This is a genomic window from Micromonospora sp. M42 (assembly GCF_000568915.1).
In the GTDB taxonomy this organism is placed as follows: Bacteria; Actinomycetota; Actinomycetes; order Mycobacteriales; family Micromonosporaceae; genus Micromonospora; species Micromonospora chalcea.
Map to the genome: position 1 here is coordinate 5,602,383 of NZ_KK037233.1, position 16,019 is coordinate 5,618,401.

21 protein-coding genes are annotated in these 16,019 nt (G+C 72.9%); 13 read left to right on the forward strand and 8 right to left on the reverse strand.

Translation table 11 applies throughout. From position 1 onward, the window contains the following. The first annotated feature begins 61 nt into the window (after positions 1-61). Positions 62-1,051, forward strand: coding sequence for a sigma-70 family RNA polymerase sigma factor (locus tag MCBG_RS25835; protein WP_043330973.1), 990 nt, complete (start codon positions 62-64; stop codon positions 1,049-1,051). A gap of 72 nt (positions 1,052-1,123) precedes the next feature. Here the strand turns inward: MCBG_RS25835 and MCBG_RS25840 are convergent, their stop codons facing one another. Next, on the reverse strand, positions 1,124-2,089 hold the full coding sequence (locus MCBG_RS25840) for a C40 family peptidase (protein WP_043328816.1): 966 nt from the start codon (positions 2,087-2,089) through the stop codon (positions 1,124-1,126). 406 nt (positions 2,090-2,495) lie between these two features. On the opposite strand from MCBG_RS25840, the gene MCBG_RS25845 reads away from it, so the two are divergent. Next, positions 2,496-3,005 carry a DUF6232 family protein gene (locus MCBG_RS25845; protein WP_043328818.1) on the forward strand — a complete coding sequence of 170 codons (510 nt, stop codon included), beginning with the start codon at positions 2,496-2,498 and terminating at the stop codon, positions 3,003-3,005. A 7-nt stretch (positions 3,006-3,012) separates the two neighbouring features. Here the strand turns inward: MCBG_RS25845 and MCBG_RS25850 are convergent, their stop codons facing one another. Together MCBG_RS25850 and MCBG_RS25855 are read right to left on the reverse strand one after the other, a co-directional pair. Further along, positions 3,013-3,342, reverse strand: a complete 330-nt coding sequence (locus MCBG_RS25850) for a DUF3817 domain-containing protein (protein ID WP_043328820.1) — start codon at positions 3,340-3,342, stop codon at positions 3,013-3,015. A 25-nt stretch (positions 3,343-3,367) separates the two neighbouring features. After that, complete coding sequence (locus MCBG_RS25855) at positions 3,368-3,799, reverse strand: hypothetical protein (RefSeq protein WP_043330974.1); 432 nt, start codon at positions 3,797-3,799, stop codon at positions 3,368-3,370. 125 nt (positions 3,800-3,924) lie between these two features. Here MCBG_RS25855 and MCBG_RS25860 point away from each other — a divergent pair, with 125 nt between their 5' ends. Genes MCBG_RS25860 through MCBG_RS25870 form a run of 3 tightly spaced genes read left to right on the forward strand, consistent with a single transcriptional unit; the run spans position 3,925 to position 5,108 of the window. Continuing rightward, positions 3,925-4,218 (forward strand): DUF6158 family protein, encoded by a 294-nt coding sequence (locus MCBG_RS25860; RefSeq protein WP_030502251.1) that lies wholly within the window; start codon positions 3,925-3,927, stop codon positions 4,216-4,218. Beyond that, positions 4,218-4,535 (forward strand): SRPBCC family protein, encoded by a 318-nt coding sequence (locus MCBG_RS25865; protein WP_043328822.1) that lies wholly within the window; start codon positions 4,218-4,220, stop codon positions 4,533-4,535. The genes MCBG_RS25860 and MCBG_RS25865 overlap by 1 nt, the downstream gene beginning before the upstream one ends. Before the next feature lie 33 nt (positions 4,536-4,568). Continuing rightward, on the forward strand, positions 4,569-5,108 hold the full coding sequence (locus MCBG_RS25870; RefSeq protein WP_030502249.1) for a DUF1360 domain-containing protein: 540 nt from the start codon (positions 4,569-4,571) through the stop codon (positions 5,106-5,108). A 62-nt stretch (positions 5,109-5,170) separates the two neighbouring features. Here the strand turns inward: MCBG_RS25870 and MCBG_RS25875 are convergent, their stop codons facing one another. From MCBG_RS25875 to MCBG_RS25885, 3 genes are read right to left on the reverse strand one after another with little or no spacing between them, the layout of a single operon-like run. Then, the gene (locus MCBG_RS25875) at positions 5,171-5,380 is read right to left on the reverse strand and encodes a hypothetical protein (protein ID WP_043328824.1); all 210 of its coding nucleotides are present in this window, start codon (positions 5,378-5,380) and stop codon (positions 5,171-5,173) included. Positions 5,381-5,406: 26 nt separating this feature from the next. Continuing rightward, entirely contained in the window at positions 5,407-5,640 is a 234-nt protein-coding gene (locus MCBG_RS25880) for a hypothetical protein (RefSeq protein WP_018786980.1), read from the reverse strand. Positions 5,641-5,680: 40 nt separating this feature from the next. Then, positions 5,681-6,778, reverse strand: coding sequence for a 3-deoxy-7-phosphoheptulonate synthase (locus MCBG_RS25885; protein WP_043328826.1), 1,098 nt, complete (start codon positions 6,776-6,778; stop codon positions 5,681-5,683). A 255-nt stretch (positions 6,779-7,033) separates the two neighbouring features. Between MCBG_RS25885 and MCBG_RS25890 the strand changes: the two genes are divergently transcribed. After that, positions 7,034-7,255, forward strand: coding sequence for a hypothetical protein (locus tag MCBG_RS25890; protein WP_013288141.1), 222 nt, complete (start codon positions 7,034-7,036; stop codon positions 7,253-7,255). Here MCBG_RS25890 and MCBG_RS25895 read toward each other — a convergent pair. Continuing rightward, positions 7,230-7,943, reverse strand: a complete 714-nt coding sequence (locus tag MCBG_RS25895) for a hypothetical protein (RefSeq protein WP_043328828.1) — start codon at positions 7,941-7,943, stop codon at positions 7,230-7,232. The two genes, MCBG_RS25890 and MCBG_RS25895, sit on opposite strands and share 26 nt — an antisense overlap. 85 nt (positions 7,944-8,028) lie before the next feature. Between MCBG_RS25895 and MCBG_RS25900 the strand changes: the two genes are divergently transcribed. The 7 genes from MCBG_RS25900 (at position 8,029) to MCBG_RS25930 (ending at position 15,627) form a co-directional block, all read left to right on the forward strand. Continuing rightward, complete coding sequence (locus MCBG_RS25900; protein WP_043328830.1) at positions 8,029-9,318, forward strand: M16 family metallopeptidase; 1,290 nt, start codon at positions 8,029-8,031, stop codon at positions 9,316-9,318. Then, the gene (locus MCBG_RS25905) at positions 9,318-10,661 is read left to right on the forward strand and encodes a M16 family metallopeptidase (RefSeq protein ID WP_043328832.1); all 1,344 of its coding nucleotides are present in this window, start codon (positions 9,318-9,320) and stop codon (positions 10,659-10,661) included. The genes MCBG_RS25900 and MCBG_RS25905 overlap by 1 nt, the downstream gene beginning before the upstream one ends. Positions 10,662-10,758: 97 nt before the next feature. Beyond that, positions 10,759-11,781 carry an aspartate-semialdehyde dehydrogenase gene (locus tag MCBG_RS25910; RefSeq protein ID WP_043328833.1) on the forward strand — a complete coding sequence of 341 codons (1,023 nt, stop codon included), beginning with the start codon at positions 10,759-10,761 and terminating at the stop codon, positions 11,779-11,781. A 103-nt stretch (positions 11,782-11,884) separates the two neighbouring features. Beyond that, positions 11,885-12,553: a TMEM175 family protein gene (locus MCBG_RS25915; protein ID WP_084789688.1), complete on the forward strand. Its 669-nt coding sequence runs from the start codon at positions 11,885-11,887 to the stop codon at positions 12,551-12,553. A gap of 65 nt (positions 12,554-12,618) precedes the next feature. Next, positions 12,619-13,035 (forward strand): CBS domain-containing protein, encoded by a 417-nt coding sequence (locus MCBG_RS25920; protein WP_043328834.1) that lies wholly within the window; start codon positions 12,619-12,621, stop codon positions 13,033-13,035. 160 nt (positions 13,036-13,195) lie between these two features. Next, positions 13,196-13,567 (forward strand): SCP2 sterol-binding domain-containing protein, encoded by a 372-nt coding sequence (locus tag MCBG_RS25925; protein ID WP_043328836.1) that lies wholly within the window; start codon positions 13,196-13,198, stop codon positions 13,565-13,567. Further along, the gene (locus MCBG_RS25930; RefSeq protein ID WP_043328837.1) at positions 13,567-15,627 is read left to right on the forward strand and encodes an amylo-alpha-1,6-glucosidase; all 2,061 of its coding nucleotides are present in this window, start codon (positions 13,567-13,569) and stop codon (positions 15,625-15,627) included. Before MCBG_RS25925 ends, MCBG_RS25930 begins: the two co-directional genes overlap by 1 nt. A gap of 1 nt (position 15,628) precedes the next feature. On the opposite strand, the gene MCBG_RS25935 is transcribed toward MCBG_RS25930, so the two are convergent. Further along, a complete protein-coding gene (locus MCBG_RS25935) occupies positions 15,629-16,018 on the reverse strand; it encodes a VOC family protein (protein WP_043328838.1) in 390 nt (129 codons plus the stop codon). Between the last annotated feature and the right edge of the window lies 1 nt (position 16,019).

Consider the following 16,019-nt stretch of genomic DNA (forward strand, 5'->3'; position numbering starts at 1 on the left):
GTGTAGGTGTCAGCACCTACGGGCACAGCGGAGGTTACGGGGAGGGCTGATGAACGTGGGGATGGCAAGGAACCGGGCAACCGGCGCGAGCGAGGGGACCGTGGCAATCGTGGACAAGAACATCGGCATGCGTACCGACGAGGTCGCCGAGGAGCGGGACCTGGTCGGCGTCTACCTGCACGAGATCTCCCGGACGCCGCTGCTCGACGCCGCCCGGGAGGTCGACCTCTCCAAGGCGATCGAGGCGGGCCTCTACGCCGAGCACCTGCTCGACGAAGACCGGATCCCCGAGGGCGTCGACCGGGAGGACCTGGAGCGGCTGGTCGTCGAGGGTGAGCGCGCGAAGGACCTGTTCATCCGCGCGAACCTGCGACTGGTCGTGTCCATCGCCCGGCGCTACGTGCGCTCCGGGATGCCCATGCTGGACCTGATCCAGGAGGGCAACACCGGCCTGGTCCGGGCGGTCGAGAAGTTCGACTACGAGCGGGGTTTCAAGTTCTCCACCTACGCGACCTGGTGGATCCGCCAGGCCATCAGCCGGGCGATCGCCCAGCAGGAGCGGACCGTACGGCTGCCCGTGCACCTGGTGGAGGACGTCAACCGGATGCGCAACGTGGCCCGGCAGCTCACCCGTGAGCTGGGCAGCGACCCGGAGCCGGAGCAGATCGCGACCGCCCTCGGCGTGACCGTCGAGCGGGTCAACGAGCTGGTCCGCTGGTCGCAGGACACCGTCTCGCTGGACACCCCGGTGGGCGACGACGGCGACACCAACCTCGGTGACCTGGTCGCCGACAGCGACGCGCCGTCGCCCGAGGAGATCGTGCTCACCGGCCTGGAGCGGCAGCGGATCGAGGGTCTGCTCAACCACCTCGACGACCGGTCCGCCGGCATCATGCGGGCCCGGTACGGCCTGGAGGACGGTCGCGAGCACTCGCTGACCGAGGTCGCGTCGCGGTTCTCGCTCTCCCGGGAGCGGATCCGCCAGCTGGAGATCCAGGCCCTCGGCCGGCTGCGTGAGCTGGCTCGCGCGGAGGGGCTGCAGGCGGCCTGACCTGGTAGTAATTGAGACAACGAACGGCCGGCGTCCGACAGGGGGACGCCGGCCGTTCGCCGTCCGCGTCGATCAGACCCGGCCGTAGCCGGCGATCGACATGATGTTCATACCGCGTTTGCTGACGTTGCGTCCGGCGCTGGGCGCGTCGATGATCTGGCCGTTGCCGACGTAGAGCGCGACGTGCCCGAGCCCGGAGTAGAACACCAGGTCACCCGGTTGCAGCTGGCTGCGGCTGATCCGCGTGGTGGCGTTCCACTGCCGTGCCGCGCTGTGCGGCAGCGACTTTCCGGCGGCCCGCCACGCGGCGAGCGTCAGACCGGAGCAGTCGTAGCTGCCCGGGCCGTCCTGGGCATAGCCGTAGGGCTTGCCGACCGCGCCGTAGGCGTACCGCACGGCCTTGCCGGCGTCGCCGGAGACGGCCGGGGGCTTGCCCGCCGAGCCGGCGTTGCCGGGCGCCTCGGTGGCCCGCCCGTACGCCCTGCGCCGCATCTCGTAGAGGTCGGCCAGGTCTCCCTCGATCCGCGTCTTCGCGGACTTGAGCTGCTTGGCCTGCGCCGCCTCCCGGGCGAGCGTGGCGTCCAGCCGGGTCTTCTGGTCGATGAGCCGCTGCTGGTCGGCGGTGAAGCTGGAGAGGGTGCGCTGGCGCTGGCGGGTGAGCTGGTCCAGTGTGCCCAGCCGCTCCGGCAGCGTGGCCTGGCCACCCGGGTCCAGCAGGGCCGCCGCGGTACGCATGCCGCCGGTCTTGTACGCCGTCGCCGCCAGCACGCCCACCTCGGCGCGGCTGCGCTCGGCCTGTTCCTGCAGCGGCCCGATCCGGGCCTCCAACGTGGCCGCCGTGGCCTTGTTGGCCTTGATGTCCTCGTTGAGCTTGTTGTAGGACTCGACGATTCGCTCCAGCTCAGTCGAGGACTTCTCGATCTGCTTCGTCAGCTCTGCGGGTGTGGGCTCGGCCCGGGCCACCTGCGCCGGGGCGAGCAGCGCGGCCGAGAGGCCGGCCACCGCGAGCGAGCGGAGCAGCATCCGTAAGGACGACAAGAGCGGAAAGCTCCTCTCCCACCGGCCGCCGGGCGCGTTCGCGACCCGGCGACACCGGCCCGGGGCCATCCGGGTGGATGGCTGTCGACCGGGCCGACCTGCACAACCTAACCCGTGATCGGAGTGGTCGGGAGTTCAAGCAGGGGCGAAAGTTGGCAAAGTGGCGGAAAGTGACGATGGTGCAGCATGGTGTGGCTCGCCCGATTGGTCGTTCTGGGCGGATGTCGTCAGCCACCGCCACGCAAAGTCATGACAAAGACTGAAATCGCTTCCTCTTTCCGGCGGGCCACCCGGGGCAGAACCGGCGGCCGATCGCCGAAAACCCGAGGTCAGGTGGCGGGCCCGCAACACAATGAAGCCCGGAACCGGGATTCCCGCACGGGATCCGCGTCCCCGGGAGGCCGCCGTGCAGACCGAACGCTCCGCCACCCAGCCGCCCCGACCCACCTCGCCCAAACTGCTCTACGCCCGGCCCGGCATCGTCGTCACCGCCGAGCGCTTCACCGTCGGCCGCAACAGCTGGCCGGTGGCCGAGATCACCCAGGTGCGGACCGATCGCGGCCCGCACGACCGGCTCGCGATCCGCGCCGTCGCCGTGTCCGCCGCGATGATCGCCGCGGTCGGGCTGCTGCTCGGCTTCACCGGCGGCCTGCACCGGCTCACCGCCGAGGCGTACCTCCTGCTCGGCGCGGTCGGGCTGGTGCCGCTGCTGCTCGTGCTGATCGGCGACCGCTGGCGGCCCCCGGCGCACGAGCTGTGGGGCCGGGTGCGGGGCACCGAGGTGCTGCTGTTCAGCAGCGACGACGAACGACAGTTCGGTCAGGTCAGCCGGGCGCTGCGCCGCGCCCGCGAGGCGGCGCGCATGGGCGGCTGGGCCGACCCGCCGGCGGCCGAGCCGTGGCGACCGGCGCGGTGAGCGGCGCTCAGCCCGCGACCGGCTCCGGGGTACGCGGCTGCTGCTCGGCAGCCACCCACTGGCTCACCCGCCGCTCGGCGTAGAACGAGACGAACGGCACGGTCCCGGCGAGCATCACCAGCAGCATCCGCTTCAGCGGCCAGTTCGCCCGGCGGGACAGGTCGAACGTGAGCGCCAGATAGAGCATGTACAGCCAGCCGTGCGCCACGCCGACCACGCCCACCACGCTCGGGTTGTCGAAGCCGTACTTCAGCGGCATGCCGATCAGGACCAGCACCACGAGCGCCACGCCCACGATCCAGGCGATCACGCGGTACCGGGTAAGGGCTCCGCCCACCGTCGTCCGTCCTTCCGCACCGGCCTCAGCCGGGATAGTCGCCGGGCCGGGCGCCCGGATTGGCGTTCAACCAGGATAGATAGCGGTTGTACGCGGCCAGCTCGGCGTCGTCCGCCCCGTCGGCCGGGGCGGACGGCGTCCGCACGACGCGCACCGGGCGGCGTACCGCCGGGGTGGTGACGACCGGCTCGGCGCCGGCAGCCGCCGACGGCGCCGGATCGGCCGTCGGCTGCGCGTCGCCCGGCGGCGTCGCCCGCAGCGTCTGGCGGACCTCCCGCCACCAGACGAAGATCACGAAACCGGCGAACACCGGCCACTCGATCGCGTAACCGAAGCTGATCGCGTTGCCCCCGGCGGCGCGGGTGACCTGCCACCAGCCCATCCCGAGGCAACCCGCCACCAGCACGACCATGGCCACGTGGCGGACGATCCACGCCGGTGTCCAGAGCCGTTCCATGCCCACGAGAGTACCGGGACTCCCCGGGCGTCTCCGACACGGCGTCGTAGTCCGGGCGGTGGTTTGGTGGCACGCCCGCTGGGCATCCGAACAGGTGCCAACCCGAACGAGACGAGGGGGCGACGATGACCGAATCGGTACGCCGGGACGCGAGCCCGGAACAGCGGGTCGCGGAGTGGGACGGCGATCACGCCCGCACCGTCGACGGCGAGCAGCTCGGGGTGGACCCGGTGGAGCTGGGCGACGAGGACCTGGTCCGGGAGATGCAGAGCCTGCACCGCACCCGGCTGGACACGCTGCGCCACGCCACCGACTCGGCGCTCGCCAACCACCTGCGGCGCACCGCCGAACTGGAGACGGAGTACCTGGCCCGGCACCCCGGCCGGGAGGTCGACCCGAGCCGCTTGCGGGACGCCTGATGGGCAGCCACGCCGAGCGCGGCATGTCCGCGCCCCCGGAGGTGGTGTTCAACACCGCCACTGATCCGGACCGCTCCTCGGCCTGGCTGCCCGAGCGGCTGCGCAACTCCGGCACCTGCCAGGTCGAGGTCGTCGACGCCGACGACATGCGCGCCCGGTGGAGCGCCGCGGACTGGTCCGCCGAGATCGACGTGGAACCGGCCGACGCGGGCGGCGCCCGGGTCCGGCTCGACCTGGCCGGCCCGGACCACGACCTGGCCGACGAGATCCTGGCCAACCTCGACCGCGAGGTGGCCGACAACCTGACCGCCGGCTGAGCCCGGCCGCACGACGAGCACGAGGAGGCCGGCTTGACCGGGAGTGGCCTGAAGCAGAAGGTGGCGCGCCTGCGCCAGGCGTACGCGCCGCACGAGCACCGGCCGCTGGAGGGCTACCTGAAGGCGATGGGCACGTACGCGGGCGTGACCGCCGCGCTCGTCGGCCTGGTCCGGGCGACCGGACGGCCGGTGCCCGAGCGGCCCACGCCGGCGGACGTGGTGCTGCTCTCGATCGCCACGCACAAGCTCAGCCGGCTGCTGTCCAAGGACGCGATCACCAGCCCGCTGCGGGCGCCGTTCACCCGCTACGACCACCCGATCGGCAGCGGCGAGGTGATGGAGCAGGTCCGCGACGAGGGCAGCCCCACCCGGCACGCGCTCGGCGAGCTGGTCAGCTGCCCGTTCTGCCTGGCGGTCTGGGTCGCCACCGGGCTCACCGGCGGGCTGGTGCTGGCGCCCCGGCTGACCCGGCTGGTCGCCACCGCGCTGACCGCGGTGGCCGCCTCCGACTTCCTCCAGATGGGGTACGCGGTCGCCCAGCAGGCGGCCGAGGGCGGTCACCACGAGGCGTGAGGGATGCGGACACGAAAAGGGGGCCGGCGCACGCCGGCCCCCTTTTCGCGCGTCTCCCACGGTCAGGTGGGGGTGGTGCCGTGGTCCTCGCCGGCCCAGCCGCGCGACGCCTCCGGCTCCCGCTCCTCCTCGTCCTCCCCGGTGACGATGTCCCGGTCCACAGCGGTGCGCTCGTGCTCGTTGGCGAAGTCCGGCTCCGGCAGCGTGTCGACGCCCTCCGGGGGCTGGCCGAGCGCCGCCAGGTGCTCGTGCTCGGGGTTGCGGTCGGTCATGTCGCGTCCTCTCGTCTTCCGGGGGCTCAGGCGACCGTGCCGCCCAGCAGATCGGCCGCCTCGTCCGCCGCGTACTCGCCCTGGGGGAGCGCGGCGATCCGGGTGAGCAGCTCCGCGGGGAGTTCGGCGGCCACCGCCCGGCGGTAGATGTCCGCCTGGGTGATCCGCTCCTGGCCGTGGTAGATGTCGTCGAGCAGGTCGTCGAGCGGCCGCGTGTCGGGCTGCTCGGTCACGGGCGCGTCATCGGTCACGCCGACCACCTACCCGGCGCCGAACCGGTCAAACTCGCCCCAACCCCGCTCAGGCCGGGGCCGGCAGCGTGGCCCGGCGGGCCCGGACGGCCTGGGCCAGGTGCTCCAGGACCTCGGCCGTGGTGTCCCACCCGATGCAGGCGTCGGTGACCGACTGGCCGTACGCCAGCTCCCGGGTCGGGTCCAGGTCCTGCCGACCGGGCACCAGGAAGCTCTCCAGCATGATGCCGACGATCCCGCGCTGACCGGCGGCGAGCTGGGCGGCCACGTCGGCGGCGACCAGCGGCTGGTTGCGGTGGTCCTTGCCGCTGTTGGCGTGGCTGGCGTCGACCACCACCCGCTCCGGCAGGCCCGCGGCGCGCAGCAGCTCCAGCGCCCCGGCCACCGACTCCGCGTCGTAGTTCGGCCGGCCGCCCCCGCCGCGCAGCACCAGGTGCCCGTCCGCGTTGCCCCGGGTGTGCATGATCGCCGGGGTGCCGGAGACGTCGATGCCGGGGAAGACGTGCGGCACCCCGGCCGCCCGGATCGCGTCCACGGCGGTGGCGATGCTGCCGTCGGGGCGGTTCTTCATGCCGATCGGCATGGACAGCCCGGAGGCGAGCTGCCGGTGCACCTGGCTCTCCACCGTCCGCGCGCCGATCGCGCCCCAGGCCACCGTGTCCGCGATGTACTGCGGGGTGATCGGGTCGAGGAACTCGCAGCCCACCGGCAGGCCCAGCCGCAGCACGTCGAGCAGGAGCGCCCGCGCGGTACGCAGACCGGTGTTCACGTCGCCGGACCCGTCCAGCGCCGGGTCGTTGATCAGGCCCTTCCAGCCCACCGTCGAGCGCGGCTTCTCGAAGTAGACGCGCATCACCACGAGCAGGTCGTCGGCGACCCGGGCGGCGGCCTCGCGCAGTCGGCCCGCGTACTCCAGGGCGGCGGCCGGGTCGTGCACGGAGCAGGGGCCGACGACGACGAGCAGCCGGTCGTCGTCGCGGTCCAGCACCCGGCCGACGGCACGGCGGCCCGCCACGACGGCCTCGGCCAGCGGCGTCTCGAGCGGCAGGTGGTGGTGCAGCAGGGCCGGGGTGGTCAGCGGCACCACACGGTCGATGCGCTGGTCGATGACCCGATGGGCGTCCTGGGACGTGGTCACGGTGGGGATTCCTTCCGCCGACCGTGCCCCCGTGCCGGGTCCGGGGGATCGAGCCGGCTGCTCGCATACGAAAGGGCAGGGAAAAGAATCCCTGCCCGGCCGGCTCGAAGAGGTAAGTGACGTCAGCTCATGGTCGAGTCACCGGCTCCTCCAGCCGGCTGCCTAAACCATCGATACGACCGCGTCACATCGGCCAGCGTACCCGACGCGCGCCGGAAAGCCCGCTGTCGTTCCGAAGTGCGGAACACGGGGTATGTGATCGCCATGACCACCAGCCATGACCCCAGTGACCAGGAACGGATCGAGTCCCGGGCGCATCTGCTGCCGGAGGAGGCGGCGGCGGGCAGCGACGACGCGGAGGCGCAGGCCGACGCGATCCTCACCGAGTCCGACATCCGCGAGGCGGACCAGAACGCCGCCCCCGACACGGTGCTGGAGCACCGCACCTCCGAGCAGACCGTCACCCCCGTCGAGCCGCCCGACTGAGCGTCGCGCCCCGGGCCCGGCGGGAACCCCGGTAACTGTCGTCCCGCAACCGGGCCAGCGGGCCGGCCAGGCGCAACCCCGGCGGCACGTTGCCGGTCGGATCGAAGGCGAGCGCGGCGTCCTCGGCGGCGCCGCGCTCGCCTTCGAGGCGTACCTCGCCGAACGGCCGCCACCGGCCTGCCGCCGAGGCCACCGCCAGCACCAGCCGGGGCTCGTCGGCGGCCACCGCCGCGCCCGCCTCGGCCAGGCCGCGACCCAGGTCGGGTGACTCCGGGTCGGCCAGCACGGCCAGGAACAGCCGTCGCCCGCCGGCCCGGAACGGCATGATCGACGTGTACGTCCCGGTGAAGCGCCGCCGGGGCAGCGGCAGGTTCCGCAGCACCGGCGCTGCGCCGCTGGAACTGAACAGCAGGTCCACCGGCGGCTCCGGGTCGCGGCGCAGCCGTACCGCCACACCCAGCACGTCCGGCCAGGCGCCCGGCGTCGGCACGCCCTTGGAGAGGCGGATCGTGGCCGGCCACCGGCCCGGCAGGTCGAGCAGCGGCACCCCGGTCGGCGGTCCCGGCGTACCCCAGATCCGGACCTCGCCGCCGAACGTGCGCCCCGCCGGGTGCAGCAGGCGGGCGTGCCGGAGCCGGGCCAGCGCGGCGGCGGCGCGCTCGACGGCGGACGGTGAGGTGGTGGCCATGCCCGCACGGGTACCCCGGCGCGCACCGACGATGCTCCGGCGCGCGTGTCACCTTTCCGCCTCCGGGATCGGATAGCGTCGTCTCATGCCCGACAGCGGTTTCCCCTGGCCGATCGAGACGACCCGACTGGACAACGGCCTGCGTGTGGTGGTGAGCGAGGACCGCACCGCCCCGGCCGTGGCGGTCAACCTCTGGTACGACGTGGGCTCCCGCCACGAGCCGGCCGGACAGACCGGCTTCGCGCACCTCTTCGAGCACCTCATGTTCGAGGGTTCGGTGAACGTGGCGAAGACCGAGCACATGAAGCTGATCCAGGGCGCGGGCGGCTCGCTCAACGCGACCACCAACCCGGACCGCACCAACTACTTCGAGACGGTCCCGGCCGAGCACCTGGAGCTGGCGCTCTGGCTGGAGGCCGACCGGATGGGCGGGCTGGTGCCGGCGCTGACCCAGGAGACGCTGGACAACCAGCGCGACGTGGTGAAGAACGAACGGCGGCAGCGCTACGAGAACGTGCCGTACGGCGACGCCTGGCTGCGCCTGCTGCCGCTGCTCTACCCGCCGGGGCACCCGTACCACCACGCGACGATCGGGTCGATGGCCGACCTGAACGCCGCCGACCTGGCCACCTTCCAGGAGTTCCACAGCACCTACTACGCGCCGAACAACGCCGTCCTCACCGTGGTCGGCGACACCACCGCCGCCGAGGTGTTCGGGCTCGCCGACAAGTACTTCGGCGGGCTCGCCGCGCGCGCCGACATCCCGGCCGCGCCGGACGGCCGTACCGTGCCGGCCACCGGCCGCCCGGCGGTGGAGACGGTCACCGCCGACGTGCCCGCCCCCCGCGTCTACGTCGCGCACCGCACCCACCCGTTCGGCACCCCGGGGTACGACGTGACCACGGTGCTGGCCACCGTGCTCGGCAGCGGCCGGGGCAGCCGCCTCTACCAGCGCCTGGCCGACGGCGAGCGGATCGCCCAGCCGGACCTCGTCGGCGCGTACGGGGTGGACCTGGCGCACGCGCCCGCCCCGCTGATCGCCACCGCCACGGCCCGCCCCGGGGTGAGCGCCGAGCGGCTGCGCGACGGGCTGGCCGAGGTGGTCGACGAGCTGGCCACGGTGCCGGTGACCGCCGCCGAGCTGGACCGCGCCAAGGCGCTGCTGAGCACCATGTGGTGGCGGCAGATGTCCACTGTCGACGGGCGGGCCGACACGCTCGGCCGGTACGCCACCCAGTTCGGCGACCCGGCCCGCGCGGCCGACCGGCTGCCGGCCTGGCTCGCGGTGACCGCCGAGCAGATCGCCGAGCAGGCCGCCGAGCTGCTCGGCGCCGCCGACCGGGTGATCCTGACCTACCTGCCCGAGGAGAAGTGATGTCGCTGATCGCCACCCGTCCCGGCCCCGGCGCCGCCCGCGCCTACCGGTTCCCGCAGGTGGTCCGGCGGACAGCGGCCGGCGGCCAGGTGGTCGCCGCGCACCTGCCCGGGCAGAACCTCGCCGTCGCGTTGCTGCTTCTCGACGGCGGCGCGGGCCGGGAGCCGGTCGGCAAGGAAGGGCTCGGCGCGGTGCTGGCCAAGGCGCTGGAGGAGGGCACCGCGCAGCGGGACGCCACCGCGTACGCGCTGGCCATCGAGGCGCTCGGCACCGAGCTGTCGACCGGGCTGGACTGGGACTCGTTCCAGGTGAGCGTGCAGGTGCCGGTGGACCGGCTGACCGCCGCCGTGGAGCTGCTCGCCGAGGCGGTCCGTACGCCCCGGCTCGACCCGGCCGACGTGCGCCGGGTCCGCGACGACGAGGCGACGGCGCTGCGGATGGACTGGGCCAACCCGGGCCCGCGCGCCGACGCGGTGCTGCGGGCCGAGCTGTTCGGCGCGCAGCACCGGTGGGGCCGCCCGCTCTACGGCGACCCGGACAGCGTGGCCGCGCTGGAGGTGGACGACGTCACCGTCTTCCACTCCGAGTGGTTCATCCGCCCCGGCACCCTGATCGTCGCCGGTGACCTGGAGCGGATCGACCTGGACGCGCTCGCCGCGACGGCGTTCGCCGGCGCCGGCGGCGGCCCGATGGAACGCGGCGGCCCGATCGACGTGCCGCTGACCGGGCAGCGCCGGATCATTCTGGTGGACCGGCCCGGCTCGGTGCAGTCCACGCTGCGGCTGGGCCACCCGTCCCCGCACCGCGCCCACCCGGACCACGTGCCGATGACGCTCGCCGGCACCGTGCTCGGCGGCGCGTTCACGTCCCGGCTCAACCACCTGATCCGCGAGGTGCGCGGCTACACGTACGGGATCCGGGGCGACTTCGCCTCGTCCCGGCGGTTCGGGCGGTTCGCGGTCAGCTCCGGCGTGCAGACCGCGGTGACCGCCCCGGCGCTCGTCGAGTCGGTGGGCGAGATCTCGCGTACCCAGCTGACCGGGGTCACCGAGGACGAGCTGGAGGTGGCGCGCTCCTGGCGGGCCGGCCAGCTCTCGGTCGAGCTGCAGAGCCCGCGCGCGATCGCCGCGGCCCTGACCACGCTGGTCGTGCACGACCTGCCGGACGACTACCACGCGCGGCTGCGGGAGCAACTGCTCGCGGCGACCGTCGAGGACGTTTCCGCCGCCGCGGCGACCTACCTGCACCCCGAGTCGCTGACCATGGTGATCGAGGGGGACGCGGCGGTCATCCGGGACGAGCTGGTCGCCAGCGGTCTCGGCGAGGTGCTCGACCACACGTGACCGGACGGGGCGGCGGGCCTGTGATTCCCGTCGCCCCGCATCCGCGCGGTGGGAAACGTTTCCCACCCGCACCGCCCGGCTGGGTAGCCTCGCGGACATGAGGATCGGCATTGTGGGAGCCACCGGTCAGGTCGGTGGCGTCATGCGGCAGGTGCTGGCGGAGCGCGAGTTCCCGGCGGAGCAGGTGCGCCTGTTCGCCTCGGCCCGGTCGGCCGGGCGCACGCTGCCCTGGCGCGACGGCGAGGTCACCGTCGAGGACGCGGCCACCGCGGACTACCGCGGCCTGGACACCGTGCTCTTCTCGGCGGGCAAGGCCACCGCGAAGGAGCTGGCTCCCCGGGTCGCCGAGGCCGGCGCCGTGGTGATCGACAACTCCTCGGCGTTCCGGATGGACCCGCAGGTGCCGCTGGTGGTCGCCGAGGTCAACCCGCACGCGATCGCCGACCGCCCGAAGGGCATCGTGGCGAACCCCAACTGCACCACGATGGCCGCCATGCCGGTGCTGCGTCCACTGCACGACGAGGCCGGGCTGGTCAGCCTCGTCGTCGCCACCTACCAGGCGGTCTCCGGCGCCGGCCTGGCCGGCGTGGCGGAACTGGACGAGCAGGTCCGCAAGGTGGCCGGGGACGCCGCCGGGCTGGCCTTCGACGGCGGTGCGGTGGAGTTCCCGGCGCCGCGCTCGTTCGCCCGCCCGATCGCCTTCAACGTGCTCCCGCTCGCCGGCTCGATCGTCGACGACGGCTCGTTCGAGACCGACGAGGAGCAGAAGCTGCGCAACGAGAGCCGCAAGATCCTGGAGATCCCCGGGCTGAAGGTCTCCGGCACGTGTGTGCGCGTCCCGGTCTTCACCGGCCACTCGTTGCAGATCAACGCCCGGTTCGCCCGCCCGATCGACCCGGCCCGGGCCCGTGAGCTGCTCGACGGCGCGCCCGGCGTGGCGCTGCGCGACGTGCCCACGCCGCTGGAGGCGGCCGGCCAGGACCCGACGTACGTCGGCCGGATCCGGGCCGACGAGACCGTCGAGCACGGGCTCGCGCTGTTCTGCGCCAACGACAACCTGCGCAAGGGCGCGGCGCTGAACGCCGTGCAGCTCGCCGAACTGGTCGCCGCCGAGCGCTGACCCTGCGGGCGTCCGTGCCGGGCCACCCGGCACGGACATCCGCTCAGCGGGTATGCCCGCCGGGTCGCCGGCCGCCCCGCGCGCCGGCAGGGCGGAGGTGCCGATGACGGCCGAAGGGGACACCGAGGCCGCCGGGATGCGTTCGGACACGGGCCGGGCGATCGGGTTCAGCGACGCGGTCTTCGCCATCGTCATCACGCTGCTGGTCCTCGACCTGCGGGTGCCCGAGACGGCGCCGGGCGGAATGCTGCGCGCGCTGCTCGACCAGTGGCCGGTCTACCTCGCCTACGTCACGTCCTACCTGTACGTGGCGGTCAACTGGCTGAACCACAAGGGGACGTTCCACCGGGTCCGCTGCGCCGACCGGGGACTGCACTGGGCCAACCTCGGCGTGCTGTTCAGCGTGGCGCTGCTGCCGTTCGTCACCGCGCTCGTCTCCCGCGCCGTGGAGGAGGGCGACGTCTTCGACGAGCGGGTCGCGGTGTCCGCGTACGGGCTGGTCGGCGTGATCCTGTCGATCACGTGGCTGTGGCTCTACCACTACCTGAGCCGGCACCCGGAACTGCTGGAGCCGCACGTCCCCGCCCGTTTCTTCGAGGCCGAACGCGTCCGGGCGCTGCTCGGCGTCCTCGCGTACGCGATCGCCGGTCTGGTGGCCGTGTTCCTGAGCGTGCCGGTGGCGCTCGTGGTGCTCCTGCTGCTGCCGATCTTCTACGGGCTGTCCAGCAACGGCTTCTACGACCTGCGCCGGCGCCTGCGCCACCGGCGGTGACGCCCCGCGTTACCCCGCCTCGGGCGGCGGGTAGACCGCCGTGCCGACACCGAGAGGGGAGCACCATGACAACGGTCGGAGAGTTCATGACGACCCGGTTGGTGACGATGGACGGCAACGACACGCTCACCGCCGCGGCGCAGGAGATGCGCGACAGCGCCATCGGCGACGTGGTGGTGACCGACGGCGACAACGTGGTCGGTATCGTCACGGACCGGGATATCACGGTGCGGGGCGTGGCCGAGGACATGGATCCCACCTCCACCCGGCTCAACCAGATCACCAGCAAGGACGTGGTGACGGTGAGCCAGTACGACGACGCGGTGGCCGCCGCCGACCTGATGCGCACGTACGCGGTCCGCCGGCTCCCGGTGGTCGAGGACGGCCGGCTGATCGGCCTCATCTCCATGGGTGACCTGGCGGTCGAGCGGGAACCCCAGTCGGTGCTCGCGGACATCAGCGCCGACGACCCCAACAACTGACCTGACCGACGCGGTGACGCCGGCTCCCGGTTCGGGGGCCGGCGTTCCGCGTCACGCAGGCGACGCGGCGGTCACCCGGATCGGGCGAGGTTGACCGCGGAACGGGTGGGGACACCGCATCCCGGACGGAAGACCGCGGAACGCGGGAGGAGTCGCCCGGATGGTGGACATGGCCACAAGATTCTTCGAGGACCTGGACCGGCGGGGGTTCGAGCCCCTGTTGGTCAAGACATCCGGAACGCTGCGCTTCGACCTGCACGAGGGCCCGCACACCACGCACTGGCTGCTGGAGATAGAACGGGGCAACCTGCGGGTCCGGCAGGAGGACGGCGAGGCGGACACCGTGGTCGGCACCGAGCCGCGCCTCTTCGCCGAGCTGGTCGGCGGTGAGGAGAACGCCATCGCGGCGCTGCTGCGGGGCGACATGACTGTCGTCGGCGACCTCCGGCTGGTGTTGCAGGTCGAGCGGGTCTTCCCCGGTCCGCCGGACTCCCGGGGACCACGTCACACGTTCGGTGGGAGGGGCGCCTGATGCCCGGGCAGAACACCGTCCGCATCCTGGACGGCAACACGTTCGTGGTCAGCGAGGACAGCGGCGACATCGAGGCCACCCCGAACGAGCCGACGGGTCTTTTCTCGCTCGACACGCGCTACCTGTCGAAGTGGGTGCTCACCGTCAACGGCGAGCGGCTCAACGTCCTGTCCTACGACGACCTGCAGTACTACGAGGCCCGGTTCTTCCTGGTGCCCGGCATGGCCACGCACTACATCGACGCGAAGCTGTCGGTGATCCGGGAACGGGCGGTGGGCGGCAGCTTCCGGGAGACGCTGACCATCCTCAACCACGACGAGAAGGCGGTCGACCTGGAGGTCCGGATGGACGCCGGGTCCGACTTCGCCGACCTCTTCCAGATCAAGGACGAGATCCTGAACAAGAAGGGCGAGCTGTACGCCGAGGCCGAGTCGGACCGGCTGCGCCTGGGCTACCGGCGGGGCAACTTCCGGCGCGAGACCGTCGTCTCCGCCAACCAGCCGGCCCGCTACGACCAGCGCGGCTTCGCCTGGAGCCTGCGGCTGGAACCCAACGAGCAGTGGGACGCCGTCATCGACGTGCAGACGTTCGCCATCGGTCCCGGCGGCCGGGACCTGCGGATCGGGCTGCGCGCCCACGGCGTCGAGCGGCTCGCGCTCCAGCACGACCTGGAGGAGTGGATCAGCCGGGCCCCGAAACTGAACAGCGAGCACGAAGATCTCGCCGCGACCTACCGGCGGAGCCTGGTCGACCTCGCTGCGCTGCGCTTCTCGCCGCTGTCGCTCGGCGGGCAGACGCTGCCCGCGGCCGGCCTGCCCTGGTTCATGACCATGTTCGGCCGGGACAGCATCCTCACCTGCCTGCAGGTGCTGCCGTTCGCGCCGGAGATGTCGAAGACCACGCTGCGGATCCTCGCCGCGCTGCAGGGCACCCGGTTCGACGACTTCCGGGACGAGGACCCGGGCCGGATCCTGCACGAGATGCGCTACGGCGAGACCGCCGCGTTCGAGGAGCAGCCGCACTCGCCGTACTACGGCTCGGTGGACGCCACCCCGCTGTTCGTGGTGCTGCTCGACGAGTACGAGCGGTGGACCGGCGACGGGGCGCTGGTCAAGGAGCTGGAACTGGAGTGCCGGGCCGCGCTGAGGTGGATCGACAAGTACGCCGACCTGATCGGCAACGGCTACATCTGGTACGAGCGGCGCAACACCGACACCGGCCTGGAGAACCAGTGCTGGAAGGACTCGTGGGACTCCATCTCGTACGCCGACGGCACGCTGCCGCCGTTTCCCCGGGCCACCTGTGAGGTGCAGGGCTACGCGTACGACGCGAAGATGCGCGCGGCCCGGCTGGCCCGGGTGTTCTGGGGCGACCACACGTACGCCGACCAGCTCGAACGCGAGGCCGCGGAGCTGAAGCGGCGCTTCAACCAGGACTGGTGGGTCGCCGACCGCGGCTTCTACGCGCTCGCGCTGGACCCGGACGGGCGCCAGTGCGACGTGCTCAGCTCCAACATCGGCCACCTGCTGTGGAGCGGGATCGTGGACGAGGAACGGGCGTCGAGTGTCGCCGAGCACCTGGTGGGGCCCCGGCTCTGGTCCGGCTGGGGGGTGCGGACGCTGGCCGAGGGCGAGGTCCGTTACAACCCGATCGGCTACCACAACGGCACGATCTGGCCGTTCGACAACTCGTTCGTCGCCTGGGGCCTGCGCCGGTACGGCTTCAACGAGGAGGCGGCCACCGTGGCCAACGGCATCCTCGACGCGGCCGCCTACTTCGACGGCCGACTGCCCGAGGCATTCGGCGGCTACCAGCGGGAGCTGACGAAGTTCCCGGTGGAGTACCCGACCGCGTGCAGTCCGCAGGCGTGGTCCACCGGCGCGCCGCTGCTGCTGATCCGCACCATGCTGGGCCTGGAGCCGCACGAGGGGCACCTGGCGGTGGACCCGCGCCTGCCGATGGGCATGGGACGCATCGAGGTGCTGGACATCCCGGGCCGCTGGGGCCGGGTGGACGCGTTCGCCCGGGGCCGGCTCGACCTCGACGAACTGGCCGAATGAGTCAGTGCCCGGGCGGACGCGCGGTGTGCGCCTCGTCCGGCGGCAGCAGGCAGAACTCGTTGCCCTCCGGGTCGGCCAGCACGGTCCAGCGCGGCAGCTCGCGTACCACTGTCGCGCCCGCCTCCAGCACGGCGGCCCGCTCCTCGGCGTCGCCGACCAGGTCGAGGTGGATCCGGCCGGGCGCGGGCAGCTCGGCGGCGGGGCTGATCCACAGGTCCGGCCGCCGGCCGTGCGGGTCGCGCAGCAGCACCGCCTCGGCCGGGGCGAGCGTGCCCTCGGCGAGCTTCACCCGGTCCTCCTCGACCACCGGCAGCCCGGTGACCGCGCTCCAGAACGGCGCGAGCAGGTACGGGTCGCGGCAGTGGATGACGATCGCGGCGAGGTCGGGCATG